Origin of the sequence: Streptomyces sp. ISL-12, from assembly GCF_018614415.1 — a bacterium.
In the GTDB taxonomy this organism is placed as follows: Bacteria; Actinomycetota; Actinomycetes; order Streptomycetales; family Streptomycetaceae; genus Streptomyces.
Genome location: NZ_JAGGOO010000108.1, coordinates 70,736 through 84,196 on the forward strand (window position 1 = coordinate 70,736; position 13,461 = coordinate 84,196).

At 72.5% G+C, this 13,461-nt stretch carries 9 protein-coding genes and 1 pseudogene; 5 read left to right on the forward strand and 5 right to left on the reverse strand.

Annotated features, from left to right (window positions below):
* Window positions 1-39: 39 nt before the first annotated feature.
* Complete coding sequence (locus J7I94_RS27170) at window positions 40-2,337, reverse strand: glycoside hydrolase family 78 protein (RefSeq protein WP_215171032.1); 2,298 nt, start codon at window positions 2,335-2,337, stop codon at window positions 40-42.
* 248 nt (window positions 2,338-2,585) lie between these two features.
* Window positions 2,586-3,209: a TetR/AcrR family transcriptional regulator gene (locus tag J7I94_RS27175; protein WP_215171034.1), complete on the reverse strand. Its 624-nt coding sequence runs from the start codon at window positions 3,207-3,209 to the stop codon at window positions 2,586-2,588.
* Window positions 3,210-3,456: 247 nt separating this feature from the next.
* Between J7I94_RS27175 and J7I94_RS27180 the strand changes: the two genes are divergently transcribed.
* The gene (locus tag J7I94_RS27180) at window positions 3,457-4,926 is read left to right on the forward strand and encodes an MFS transporter (RefSeq protein WP_215171036.1); all 1,470 of its coding nucleotides are present in this window, start codon (window positions 3,457-3,459) and stop codon (window positions 4,924-4,926) included.
* Window positions 4,927-5,041: 115 nt separating this feature from the next.
* On the opposite strand, the gene J7I94_RS27185 is transcribed toward J7I94_RS27180, so the two are convergent.
* Window positions 5,042-7,105, reverse strand: a complete 2,064-nt coding sequence (locus J7I94_RS27185; RefSeq protein ID WP_215171038.1) for a SpoIIE family protein phosphatase — start codon at window positions 7,103-7,105, stop codon at window positions 5,042-5,044.
* A 516-nt stretch (window positions 7,106-7,621) separates the two neighbouring features.
* Between J7I94_RS27185 and J7I94_RS27190 the strand changes: the two genes are divergently transcribed.
* The 3 genes and pseudogenes from J7I94_RS27190 to J7I94_RS39580 form a co-directional block, all read left to right on the forward strand.
* Complete coding sequence (locus J7I94_RS27190) at window positions 7,622-8,053, forward strand: NfeD family protein (protein ID WP_215171039.1); 432 nt, start codon at window positions 7,622-7,624, stop codon at window positions 8,051-8,053.
* Window positions 8,054-8,057: 4 nt separating this feature from the next.
* The gene (locus J7I94_RS27195; protein WP_215171041.1) at window positions 8,058-9,107 is read left to right on the forward strand and encodes an SPFH domain-containing protein; all 1,050 of its coding nucleotides are present in this window, start codon (window positions 8,058-8,060) and stop codon (window positions 9,105-9,107) included.
* Window positions 9,055-9,389: pseudogene (locus J7I94_RS39580) on the forward strand (hypothetical protein); the annotation flags it as partial. The gene J7I94_RS27195 and the pseudogene J7I94_RS39580, both read left to right, overlap by 53 nt.
* Before the next feature lie 282 nt (window positions 9,390-9,671).
* Here J7I94_RS39580 and J7I94_RS27200 read toward each other — a convergent pair.
* Both J7I94_RS27200 and J7I94_RS27205 read right to left on the reverse strand, forming a co-directional pair.
* Window positions 9,672-11,345, reverse strand: a complete 1,674-nt coding sequence (locus J7I94_RS27200; RefSeq protein WP_215171043.1) for a PHP domain-containing protein — start codon at window positions 11,343-11,345, stop codon at window positions 9,672-9,674.
* 428 nt (window positions 11,346-11,773) lie between these two features.
* The gene (locus J7I94_RS27205; protein WP_215171045.1) at window positions 11,774-12,253 is read right to left on the reverse strand and encodes a MarR family transcriptional regulator; all 480 of its coding nucleotides are present in this window, start codon (window positions 12,251-12,253) and stop codon (window positions 11,774-11,776) included.
* 174 nt (window positions 12,254-12,427) lie between these two features.
* Here J7I94_RS27205 and J7I94_RS27210 point away from each other — a divergent pair, with 174 nt between their 5' ends.
* On the forward strand, window positions 12,428-13,396 hold the full coding sequence (locus J7I94_RS27210) for an alpha/beta hydrolase (RefSeq protein WP_215171047.1): 969 nt from the start codon (window positions 12,428-12,430) through the stop codon (window positions 13,394-13,396).
* The last annotated feature ends 65 nt before the right edge of the window (window positions 13,397-13,461 follow it).

Sequence of the window (13,461 nt, forward strand, 5' to 3'; positions counted from 1 at the left end):
CGGTGGGCGGATCGGGGAAGGCGGCCGGGCCGGCGGGCGTCACCGTGGGTCCGGCGGGAACGGGGTGTCGAAGGCGTGCCGGCCGTGGCCCACCTCCACGGGCTCCGCGCCCGGGAGTTCGACCCGCGCGGTGACCCCCGGCGGCACGAGGAGGTCGACCCGCAGCGTCCCGGCGTCGAGCCGCCAGCCGGTCTCGGCCCGGCCGTGCGGAGTCTCGTGCGCGGCCCGTGCCCAGGTGAGGCCGGCGCCGGGACGGGGCCGGACCAGGAGCCGGCGGTAGCCCGGTGCGGCGGGTGCCAGGCCGGCCACGGTGCGGTGGATCCAGTCGGCGACGGCGCCGAACGCGTAGTGGTTGAAGGAGGTCATCTCACCGGGGTTGACGCTGCCGTCGGGGAGCATGCTGTCCCAGCGTTCCCAGACGGTGGTGGCGCCCATGTCGACCTGGTACAGCCAGGACGGGCAGGCCCGCTGGGTCAGCAGCCGGTAGGCGGTGTCCACGTGTCCGGTGTCGGTGAGCGCCTCGCACACCAGCGGGGTGCCGAGGAACCCGGTGCCGATGCGGTGGTCGCGCTCGGCCACGAGGCCGGCCAGCCGGCGTCCGGCCTCGGCGCGTTCGGCGTGGTCCTCCAGCAGCCGGAAGCACAGGGCGAGGGCGTAGGCGGTCTGGGTCTCCTCCGTCAGCCGTCCGCCGCCGGCGTGGAAGCGGCCGCGGAAGGCGTCGCGGACGGAGTCGGCCAGGGCGTGGTAGTGCTCGGCGTCGTCCGTCTTCGCCAGCAGGTGCGCGGTGCGCGCCAGCAGCCGGCAGGAGTGCGCGAAGTAGGCCGTGGCGACCAGGGCGGAGGGGGTCATCGCCCGCCCGGGATCGTCCGCCGGGGCGGTGGGGTCCAGCCAGTCACCGAACTGGAAGCCCTCGCCCCAGATCCGGCCGGGGCCGGCCAGGCGGTCGACCGCGTCGATCCAGGCGCGCATCGAGGGGTACTGGGCGCGCAGCACCTCGGTGTCCCCGTAGCGCTCGTACAGGACCCAGGGCACGATGACGGCGGCGTCGCACCAGCCGGTCATCGGGGGGTTCCCGGGCGGCAGCGGCACGGGAGTGATCACCGGGATGTCGGGGCTGAACACCGGGGGCACCCCCCGCGGGTCGTCGCCCTGGTCGGCGGCCAGGTCGCGCAGCCAGGACCGCAGCAGGTCGCGGACGTCGTAGAGGAAGGCCGCGGTGGGGGCGAAGACCTGGACGTCGCCGGTCCAGCCGAGCCGCTCGTCGCGCTGCGGGCAGTCGGTGGGCACGTCGACGAAGTTGCCGCGCATCCCCCACACCACGTTCTCGTGCAGCCGGTCCAAGGAGGCGTCGGAGCAGGAGAACCACCCCGTGCGGCGCAGGTCGCTGTGCAGCACCACGGCGGTGACGTCGGCCGGGTCGAGCGGGCCCGGCCAGCCGTCGATCTCGGCGTAGCGGAAGCCGTGGAAGGTGAAGCGGGGTTCCCACTCCTCGCCCTCCGGGGCGCCGCGCAGGGTGTAGCGGTCGGTGGCGGTGGCGTGCCGCAGCGGGCGCGTGCACAGTTCGCCGTCCTCCAGGACCTCGGCGTGGCGCAGCGTGACGGTGCGGCCGGCCTCGCCGCGGACCCGGATGCGCAGCCGGCCGACGAGGTTCTGCCCGAAGTCGACGACGGTACGGCCGGCCGGCGAGGTGGTGACGGCGACGGGGGCGACGGACTCGGTCCGCCGCACCGGCGGGCTGTCGGCGGGGAAGAGCACCGCCGTGTCGAACTCCAGGACGCGCACCGGCTGCCAGGCCGAGTCGTCGAAGCCCGCTTCGCTGAAGCCGGCCTGCTCGCGGCGGGCGTCGTACTCCTCGCCCTCGTACAGGCCGGCGGCGACGACGGGGGAGGGCCCGCAGCGCCAGTGTTCCCCGGTCGTGACGGTCTCGGCGGTGCCGTCGGCGTACTCGACGCGCAACTCGGCGAGCAGGCCCGTGTCCGTGCCGTAGATGTCCCGGGTGCCGCCGTTGAAGCCGAGCAGGCCCCGGTACCAGCCGTCCGCCAGGTGGGCGCCCCAGCCGTTGCGGCCCTCGCGGACCAGGCCGGTCACGTCGAAGACCTGGTAGCGGTGGCGGTGACGGTAACTGGTCCAGCCGGGGGCGAGCACGTGGTCGCCGACCACGGTGCCGTTGAGTTCCAGCTCGTACACGCCGAGCGCGGTGACGTGGAGGCGGGCGGCCGCGACCGCGCTCCGCGCGGTGAACTCGGTGCGCAGCAGAGCGGCCGGCCGGGCGGCCGTGGCGGGCGGCTCCGGCTGTCGGCGAGGGGTGATGACGCGGGCGGTCCAGGGATGCGGCATGTCGAGTCCTCAGCGCGTGGGCGCCGGTGTCGGGTGGGCGGCTCCGCGGGACGGAGATGAGCAGGCTCGATCATGCGCGCTAAAACCTAGTGAACGCTAGGTCTTTCCGTGTGTGATGTGGGTCACGGGTTGCTCGCCGCTCGCAGGGTGTGGCGTTTTCCCGGTCGGAGCGGGGCTTTTATGGTCGCGTGCATGACAAGCAACCCCTAACGGAGACATGCTTGTGCCCTGCTGACCTGAGGTTGCCGCTACAGCCCCTGGCCGTCGGCGGAGATGGAACGCATGAGCCGGTCGAGGTGGGCCCGCATCACCGCGACGAGGTCGAAGGACCGGCCGCCGGCGAGCCACTGCTGGCGCAGCCCGGCGTCCAGGGCCGCGCACTCGCGGGCGATGCAGTCGTGATCCAGGTCCGGCATGAGTTCGCCGTTGCGGCTGCCGGCGCGCAGCCGCTCCGCCAGCTCCTTCACGCCCTTCTCCTGCCAGCGGGCGAAGAAGTCGTGGGCCGGGTGGTCGGGGGCGGTCGCCTCGGCGGCGATCACCACGGCGAGTTCCACCATGCCCGGCATGGTGAGGGTCTCGGCGGTGTCCTCCAGGTGGCAGCGGAAGGCGTCCCGCACCGACTCGGAGACCCGCTCCCACTGGACGTCCATGCGTTCGTGCCAGTACTCGACGACGGCCAGCAGGAGCTGCTGCTTGTCGCGGAAGTGGTGCAGCAGCCCGGCGTCGGTGATCTCCGCGTCCCGGGCGACGCGGGCCAGGGAGGTCTTGCGGTAGCCGTCCTGTCCGAAGCGGAGCAGTGCCGCCTCGAGGATCTGGACGCGCCGGGCCCGGCCTGCCGTGTAGCCGCCGCGCGGCCCCCTGGGTGTCGCCATGACAGAACGGTACCGGGGGCGGTGCGGGGCGCCGGCGACAGGTCATCCACAGGCTTGGTCGGGTGACGTGGGTCACACTTCCAAAACCTAGCGTGCACTAAGTGTTCAGGTCATCATCAACGTCACGCGACGACGGATCGCCGCCCGGTGACCGCCCCCGTGAACGCCGTCCGAACGGCGGCCGGTCCCCTCGCCCCCCCCACGCCTCACATTTCCTCTTCGGCACCTCCGTGAAAGGAGGGCTGGCATGACATCGACGTCGCCAAGCCCCTCACTCGACACCGCGCCCCCTGCCGAGCCGGGTGGACGATGGAACCTCCGCCTGGTCGCGGTGCTGATCGCTCTCGCCTGGCCCACCCAGTTGCTGGCCGCGGGCGGGATCCTCGGTGCCAACGCCACCGCGAGCGTCGCCCAGAGCTTCCACACCACCCAGGTCGCGTGGTTCGGCCTGACCCTCACCCTGGCGTCCACCCTCCTCACACCGTTCGCCATCAAACTGGGCGACCTGTACGGCAGGAAGCGCGTCATGCTCGTCATGATGGCGCTGGGCGCCGGGGGTGAGGCCCTGGCGGCCTTGGCCGGGGAGTTCTGGCTGGTGCTGGTCGGCCGGGCCGTCGCCGGGTTCTACGGTCCCTTCGGCGCCCTCTCCTTCGCCGCGGTCCGGGACATCTTCCCGCCCCGGCTGGTCAAGCCGGCCAGCGGCATCATGGGCAGCAGCGTCGGCCTGGTGGCCCTCGGCACGCCGTTCCTGGCGGGCTGGCTCGTCGACAACTGGGGTTACCGGGGCGCCCTCTGGTTCCTCGCCATCGCCACCGGCATCGCCTTCCTGCTGGTCGCGCTGCTGGTGCCGCGGACACCGCGGTACGCCTCCGCGGCGGGCTTCGACTGGCTCGGCGGCCTGGTGCTCGGCGGCGGTCTGACCGCCGTGGTCTACGCCGTCGGCCAGGGACAGAGCTGGGGCTGGACGGACGCCAGGACGCTCGGCTGGCTCGCCGCCGGAATCGCGGCCCTGGTCGCCTTCCTGTTCGTCGAGCGGGCCCACGCCCACCCGATCCTGGACCTGCGGGTGCTGCGCCGCCGCCCCGTGGCTCTGGCGCTCACCGCGGGCGGCCTCGCCCAGACGGTCGCGTTCACCCTGCCGGGCCTGGCCATCCTGCTCGCCCTCTTCCCGCACATCCCCGGTGTCTCCGCCGGCCTGGGCTGGACGGCCCAGCACAACGCCGTGGTCAGCGTCAGCTGGAACCTGGTGATGTTCGGCACCGGTCTCCTGGCCAGCCGCTTCCTGCGGCACCTGGACCCGCGCAAGGTGTGGATCGCCGGGCTCGTGGTCATGGCGTTCGGCTACACGCTCGTGGGCTTCTTCCACGGCAACGAACTCGAACTGGCCCTGACGTCCTGCGTCGCCAACATCGGCTCGGGCATCGTGGTCGCGGGAGCGCCGGTGCTCGTGGTCGGTGTCGTCTCGCCCGAGGAACAGGGGCTGGGCAGCGGCATGCTCAACATGCTCATCAGCCTGTTCGGCGCCATCGTCACCGCGGGCGCGTACGCCCTGCTCAACGCGCACAGCACCGTGGTCGACGGCACCGCCTTCTACCAGGACGCCGGGTACGCGTGGGTCTTCTGGCTCGGTGCCCTCGTCACCCTCCTGGCCCTGGCGCTCTCCTTGTTCATCCCCCCGCTGAGCGACCCGGAGGCCGACGACGCGGTTCCCGCCTGAGCGGAGCGGAGCGGATCCGACGGGACCGGCCCGCTCGGGGAGAGGTGACCAGGCGCCGCGGTGCCTGGTCACCTCGCGTGAACCGCTCCCGGCCGCCCGGCAGGGCGACGTCGTCTCAGCCGTCGGGGCTGATGAGGAGGAGAGCGATGTCGTCGCCCGGGGTGGGGGCGTGCCGGATGAGGGAGTCGGCCATGACGTCGAGGTCGGTGGGGTCGGCCTGTTCCAGCAGCCCGGCCAGGGCCGCGGTCGCGTCGTCGGGATCGACACCGGGGGCCTCGACGAGGCCGTCGGTGTAAAGGGCGAGCACACAGCCCGGCGGCAGGGGGAACTCCCGGGTCGGGTACAGGGAGTCGGGTTCGACCCCGAGCAGGAGACCGGGGGGCACGTGCAGGAGTTCGGTGCGTCCGTCGGCATGGCGCAGCAGGGGCGGCGGGTGTCCGGCGGTGGCCAGGCACGCCCGCTGGGCGGCGAGATCCAGGTGGACGTAGACACAACTGGTGAACAGGCCGGGGTCGAGGTCCGTGAGCAGCCGGTTGGTGCGCGCCAGCACGCTGTCGGGGGAGGCGCCCACGGTGGCGTGGGCGTGGACGGCGGTGCGGACCTGCCCCATGAGGGCGGCGGCGTCGACGTTGTGCCCCTGTACGTCGCCGATGGCGGCGCCCGCGGTGTGGGTGTCGAGGTGGATGAGGTCGTAGAAGTCGCCGCCGACGCTCACCCCTCGGGCAGCCGGGAGATAGCGGGCGGCGACTCGCAGACCGGGGACGCGGGGCAGTGTGTGCGGCAGCAGGGCGGACTGCAGGCGGTGGGCGAGGCGGTGTTTGGCGTCGTAGAGCCGGGCGCGGTCCAGGGCCTGGCCGACCAGACCGGCCAGTGACATCAGCACGGCGCGTTCGCCGGGCGGGAAGACATGGCGCCGGCGGTAGGCGAGGAGGAGCGAGCCGATGGGACGGCTGGACGCGATCAGCGGGAGGAAGGCCCACGACGCCATCCCGTCCTCGTGCACGGTGGACGGGTAGGCGCTCCGGATCTCCTCGAAGCTCGTGAAGAACTCCGGTGCACCGGTGGCCAGGACCTTGGCGCCGGGAATGTCCGAGCCCAGGGGAAGGGCGTCGTACCGGTCCATCAGCTCGGGACGGAAGCCGCGGTGTCCGACGATCCTGAGGCGGCCCTCCTCGCCGGTCATCAGCACCATGGCCTGCGCTCCCAGGGCGGGCAGCAGCTGGTCGGCGGCCTGCTCGGCCACGTCCCGCACCCCGACGGCCTCGGTGAGGGTGGAGGCCAGGTGCATCAGGTGGTACAGCACCGCGGCACGGCTGGGGCCCGCGGTCGGCACGGCCCGTGCGGAGGCGGCGTCCTCGGACGGTCCGCCGCGCGTGATGCGGACACTGACGCCGGAGGCATCCGGATACAGCTCGAAGGCCAGCCACACATCCGGGGGGCGCAGGACGGTGAACGCCTGTGGCTGCCGGCTGACCAGCGCGGCCCGGTAGCGGTCCTCCACCTGGGGGACGTCCATCCAAGGCAGCGCTTCCCAGGGCAGGGACCCCACCAGATCGTCGGCGTCGCCGCCGAGGAGATCGGCGGCGGTCGGGGTGACGAAGGTGAAACGGCCGTGCATGTCCAGTGCGCAGGAACCTCCCGGCAGCCGGTCGAGGAAGGCCGCGACCGCCGACGCCTCGGCGGGGGAGGGGGCGCGCCCGGCCGGGGGCGGCAGCAGACGCGGCCGGTCGACGGGCAGCATCGGGTCACCGCGGTCCGCGGCCTGTCGCAGGAGGTCCCCCAGGCGGTCGCTGCCGGTACGGACGGCGTCGCGCTCGTCCCGGCTCAGCCGCGGCGGGTGGTTCCCGGAGAAGAGCAGCACCAGCCCGCCCTCGATCGCGGTGCCGGAGACGACCGGAGTGGCAGCCAGCGCGAACTTGTACGGCAGGACGAGCGCGGGCCGGGGATAGCGGCGCGCCATCTCCTCTTGACCGCCGACCCAGACCAGGCGCCGTTCGCGTACCGCGTCCGCCACCGGCATGGGATCGGTCAGGGCGATCCGCCTCCACGGAGTCGTGATCTCGTGCGGAGCTCCCGCCACCATCACGAGCCACAGCGCTTCCCCGTCCGGCGGCAGCACGTACAGCAGCCCGCCGAACGCGCCGCTCTCCTGGAGCACGGCTGTCATCGCGGTGTCCATCAGTACCCCACCCGCCCCCGCACGCGTGGTGGCGCGAAGGCCCGAACAGGTACGTCCCACCCGTCCGCGCCGGGTGTCAGCCGCCGGGAACTCCGCGCGTCCTCGCCTGCCCGCACGGCGCGTACGACATGCCGACGGCACCGTGCCGGCCGGTGCGCTGGACAACAGCACCAGCGGCGGCGGCCGCCGAGCCCGGCCGACTCTGGCAGGGCCGCACCGCACCAGCCGTACCGAACATCGCCCATATGCGGACACTACGCCCGAATCATCACGACGGCACATCACCTGGGACGGGATCGAACGGGGCGGGGCAGGGGGCAGCCCGGTGCTTCGCGACCGACGCCGGCCCTCCTCCACGGTCGATCGCAACCGTCACTTCCCTTTCACCGCGCGAGGGGGAAGCATAAAGTAAAGGAAAAGGTGCGTTCTCTGACCTTTCCGGCCTTTCCGGTCTTCATGGGCCGACGTCGGCAGTTGTCGAGTAGCACGCACACCCCGACCGGTGAGGGGCGCGTCATGGATCCATGGCTGATCTGGTTGATCATCGCGGCGGGTCTGGTCGTCGTGGAGATCTTCACTCTCACCGCCGCGCTCGGAATGCTGGGAGTGGCCGCGCTGGTCACCGCGGGACTCGCGGCGATCGGGCTGCCACTGCCTCTCCAGTTTCTGGCGTTCGGTGTTCTCTCCGCAGCCACCTTGCTGTTCGTCCGCCCCATCGCGCTACGCCACGTTCTCCAGCCGCAACCGGCACGGTTCGGCACCGACGCGCTGGTCGGCAGGCCCGCCCATGTCCTCTCGGAAGTGACGGGGGCCGACGGCCGGGTGCGTATCGACGGTGAGGAGTGGACGGCCCGCTCCTACGACGAGACGCTGGTGATCTCGGCCGGAACGACCGTCGATGTCATCGAGATCAGGGGCGCCACGGCGCTCGTCTACCCCCGGGACTGAAGCGATGGATATCTCTGCTGCTCTTGTCGTCGGCCTGATCGTCGCCATCGTCGTGATCTTCACTCTGGTCCGGGCGGTCCGTATCGTGCCGCAGGCGCGGGCCCGCAATGTCGAGCGGCTCGGCCGTTATCACCGGACCCTGAATCCCGGCCTCAGCGTCGTCATTCCCTACATCGACCGGGTGCACCCGTTGATCGATCTGCGGGAACAGGTCGTCTCGTTCAGACCGCAGCCGGTCATCACCGAGGACAACCTGGTCGTCGAGATCGACACCGTCCTGTACTTCCAGGTCACCGACCCGCGTGCGGCGTTCTACGAGATCGCCAATTTCCTGCAAGGTGTCGAGCAGCTCACAGTCACCACCCTGCGCAATGTCGTCGGATCCATGGATCTGGAAAAGACCCTCACGTCCCGCGACACGATCAACAGTCAGCTCCGTGGGGTCCTGGACGAGGCCACGGGCAAGTGGGGGCTGCGGGTCAACCGGGTGGAGATCAAGGCCATCGATCCCCCGCAGTCGATCAAGGACGCGATGCAGAAGCAGATGCGCGCCGAGCGGGACAAGCGGGCCGCGATTCTCGGCGCCGAGGGACAGCGCCAGTCACAGATCCTCACGGCGGAGGGGGACAAACAGGCCGCCGTCCTGCGGGCGGAGGGCAACCGGACGGCCGCGATCCTCCAGGCCGAGGGCCAGTCCCGGGCCGTCGACGAGGTGTTCCAGGCCGTGCACCGCAACGATCCCGACCCGAAACTTCTCGCCTACCAGTACCTCCAGGCCCTGCCGCAGCTCGCGCAGGGGCAGGGCAACAACTTCTGGGTGATCCCCAGCGAGATCACCTCCGCGCTGCAAGGGGTGTCCCGGGCCTTCAGTGAGGTGTTGCCACCGTCTCCGGCCACCCGTGGCAAGCCCTCCGACGGTGACACGTCCGCTCAGGCCGCGAACGACACGGCGCGGGCGGCGGAAGCCGCCGCCGAGGCTCTCGCCGACGCGGCCGAGGCCGATGGCGCCACACCGGCGGAGAGCTTCTCGTCCGGTCGCCCGCGGACGTCATGAGGAGGCCGAGGCGGACGGAGCCGCCGTACCGCTGGGTGCCGTCCTTGCCCTTCAGGTTCGGGTGCTTCGTGAGGAAGCCACGCGTCTCGTCGCAGGACTTCTCGGCGTTGTCGTTCCGCTGACCCCGCGGCTCACGGTGTGGACGCCACCGACGGCTGTACCGCCGTGCCCGGCGCGGCCGTGGAGATCTGGCACTGGGACGCCTGGGGCTACTACTCCGGCTACACCACCGCGAACCCCGCTGGCTCGGCCCCCGCCGAGAGCGAGGACGGCTCCACCGCCGCGGCCCTGAGGGCGGGGGCGGAGGCACTCCGCCGAGCGACGCGCGGTGAAGGCTGCGCGGGCGGCCGGCTCACCCAGTTCGGCCGGGTCCCAGAACGCGAAAAGCACGGGCCGGGCGGGCCAGATGTTCCTGACGGACGACGTGGGAGGGTTCGCACCGGGCGAGGGCGGGGTCGTCACCCTCGGGGACCCGGCGGTGTTCGACGCCGAGAACATCGACGACTGCGACCTCTGACGCCCCCGGACACCGGCTCGGCGCTCGCGCCCGGGGTGTGCGAGCCGTCAGGAGCCCACCACGTCCACGAACACCGGGTTGGAGTAGAACCAGGTGTCGGTCCACGGGTCGCCGTCACCGGGGGTGTGCGCCACCGGCCCGTGCGGGTCGACGGAGGCACCGAGCAGGCCCGCCGCGTGCCGGTTGCCGTCACTGCCGCGCAGCCGGACGTAGAAGGACTCCGCACCGGCTGCCAGCGGGACGCGCAGGGTGTAGGTGCCCGTGCGGCCGGTGACGTCCTCGGTGCGCACCACCCGGGTGTCAGGTGCCCGCCAGTCGTCCCGGTCGGCGACCGGTCCGCGTACCGCACCCCGGATGACGTCCACGTGGGCGAGCTTCGGCAGTACGCCGTGCGGGTTGGGGCGTGAGGCGCTGGTCACGGTGATGTCGAGGACGAGCCGCTCACCGCGGCGCACCCGCAGCCGGCCGCCCAGGGTCACCCCGCGGCCGTGCTCCCCGGCCCGCCGCACCCGTACCTCCAGGCCGTCCAGCAGGTGCCCGTGGTCCACCCAGACCCGTCCGGCGCGCAGCCCCGCCATCACCGGCCGGTACCCGTAACGGCTGACACCGACGTGGGTACGGCTGAACTGGCCCGGCCAGAAGTCGCTGCCCGCCTGCACCGTGCCGGTCTCGACCGGGTCGGGCAGCTTCCCGGTGTTGTCGAAGTTCCGGCCGGGCGCCCAGTCGCCGTTGCGCAGGGTGTCGTGGACGACGCGGTGGGCGTCGGAGTTGGCGGTGACCGAGAACAGCCGGCCCTCGGCCAGCATCGAGTCCCACAGGCCGCCGACGGTCGCGGTCGCCCAGTCGAAACCGCCGTAGGTGACGTAGGCGTCCGCCGGATAGCCGGACCAGGACTGCGCGGACGGCTTGTTCTCGTACTCGCCGCGCACCGACGCGGCTCCGCGCAGACCGGGGATCGCCGCGCCCTGGGCGCCGGGGGACCCCTCCATACCGACCATGATCCCCTCGGCGGCGTCCCGCCAGGCGCGCAACTCGTGCGGGGAGTCGATGCCGAGGCGCAGCGGGTGGTTGGCGAAGGCCAGCACGTCGTCGACGTAACCGGAACGGCGCTGCCGGGCCAGCCACTTCAGCGCCGCGACGGCGTGCGCCTCGTTGCGGGCGGTGTCGGTGTCGGCGGCGCCGCCCTTGTCGTAACCGAGCAGCTTGCCGTCGTAGAGCCGCTCGAACCGGGTGAGCAGGCCGGCCTCGTGGCGGCCCGGGGCGACGAAGACGGTGGCGTGCTCGGCGGCCGGGATGTACCACTCCAGGCCCTGGAAGATCAGCTGACGCGGGTTCTCGGCCCGTGCCGTGAGGATCTCCCGGTGTTCCAGCGCCGCCCCGTACTCGGCGTGGCCGACGTTGGAGTGTTCGGTGAACACCATCCAGTCCAGGCCGTACCGGGCGCCCGCGGCGGCCAGTTGGGAGAACGTGTACTTGGCGTCATGGCTGTAGACGGAGTGGACGTGGTGGTCACCGACCAGGTAGGCCAGGCGCGGATCCTCGCCGCCGAGCCGGCCCCGTCCGCCGTCGGCGGCCAGGGCGGGGGCGGCCGGCGCGAGGGCGAACACGGTGCCGAACAGGCCCGCCCGCCGCAGGAGCCGACGCCGGGAGATGCCCTGTGCGTCGAGTCCGGCGGGGGAGACGGACGGGTCGGCCCAGGAGGGCAACTGCTGCTCGGTCATGAGGTCCTCTGCTGTTCGAATGTGCCGGTGCGGCGACGAAGGGGCGGGCCGGGCGCGGCCCCGCACCCCGCGCGGGTGCCGACTTTCCGCACCCGGTACGGTCGGGCACCCGCACACCCGGCCGGTCTCTCGTCGCCCACCCGCTGGACGATGCCGGGACCGTGGTACGGCCACGGGAAGCCGTCATGACGAACCGGCGTACACCAGATGGCCGAGCATTCCCTCCGAGTGCCCTCCGGCGGGGCCGTACCCGGACCAGGGCCGCGGCCACCCGCACCGCGGGGCGTGCCTGCCCCGTCCTCCACTCGCGGGACGCGAAAGCCGGGCACCCCGTGCCCGCCCCGGAACGCTGGATACCGCACATCGTCCGCGCCCACCCCGGTCAGGCACTGCCCCCCGGACGGATGGCCGCCTCCCCGCTCGCCCCTCTACCCTTGGGCCCGGCCCCGGCCGGAGACATTGGCCGTGAGCAGTCGCAGCAGTTGCTTGGCCGTGGCGTCCTGTTCGGGCGTCAGCCCCATGGCGTCACCGATGGCGAGCGGGACCTCGGCGGCCCGGTCCCGGAGGGCGGCCCCGGCGTCGGTGAGGCGGATGGCGACGGAGCGTTCGTCGTCGGTGCGGCGCTCGCGGCGCAGCAGACCACCCGCCTCCAGGCGCTTCAGCAGCGGGGAAAGGGTGCTGGACTCCAGTTGGAGCGCCGCGCCCAGGTCCCGCACGGAGATCGAGTCCCGCTCCCACAGCACCAGCAGGACGAGGTACTGCGGGTAGGTCAGGTCGAGTGCGTCGAGCAGCGGGCGGTAGCGCGCGGTGACCGCTCGGGAGGCGGCGTACAGGGCGAAGCAGAGCTGGTCGTCCAGGAGGAGGGACCCCTGCGGGGACGAGGGCGGTTCGGGCGGGGTCGTGCGCACGGTGCGGCTCCTGGGTCGGGCACGGTTCACGGCACAAGCATCTTATCGGATTTCTGTCGCCCACCAATGAGTTGCGCGCGACTGAATAGCGCGCTACTTTCCTGGTTGCCGCCGCTTCCCGGTGAACCCACCGGCGAGGCTTCCCGACGGCGCACCCGAACCGAGGAGTCCGCCATGAGCGACGCCACCCCCGCCCGCCCCGTCCTGGAGCCCGCCGCCCAGGCCTTCGTCGAGGCGACCGCGAACCCGCCCTACCTGTTCGATCTTCCGCCGGCCGAGGGCCGCAAGGCGGTGGACGAGGTGCAGTCCGGTGACATCGCCAAGCCGGCGGTGGACGAGGAGTGGATCACCGTCGAGGGCGGCCCCACCGGTTCCGTCCGGGCCCGGATCGTCCGCCCCGCCGGTGCCGAGGGCACCCTCCCGGTGATCCTCTACATCCACGGCGCCGGCTGGGTCTTCGGCAACGCCCACACCCACGACCGCCTCGTCCGCGAACTCGCCGTCGGCGCCGACGCCGCCGTCGTCTTCCCCGAGTACGACCTCTCCCCCGAGGCCCGCTACCCGGTCGCCATCGAGCAGAACTACGCCGTCGCCCGCTGGATCGTCACCGAGGGCGCCGCCCGCCACCTGGACGCCACCCGCCTCGCGGTGGCCGGCGACTCGGTCGGCGGCAACATGAGCGCCGCCCTCACCCTGATGGCCAAGGAACGCGGCGACGTCCCGCTCGTCCAGCAGGTGCTGTTCTACCCGGTGACCGACGCGAGCTTCGACACCGGCTCCTACCACCAGTTCGCCACCGGCTACTTCCTGCGCCGCGACGGCATGCAGTGGTTCTGGGACCAGTACACGACCGACGAGGCGGAACGCGCCCGGATCACCGCCTCCCCGCTGCGCGCCACCACCGAGCAGCTCACCGGCCTGCCCCCGGCCCTGGTCATCACCGCCGAGGCCGACGTCCTGCGCGACGAGGGCGAGGCCTACGCGGCCAAGCTCCGCGCCGCCGGGGTACCCGTCACCGCCGTCCGCTACCAGGGCATCATCCACGACTTCGTCATGCTCAACGCCCTGCGCGAGACCCACGCCGCCGAGGCCGCCATCACCCAGGCCGTCACCGTCCTGCGCACCGCACTCGCGGCCGGCTGAGCCGAGCCCGGCCCCCTCGCTCGCTGTCGTTCCGGACCTGTCCTCGACTAGGGCCTGTCGTTTGG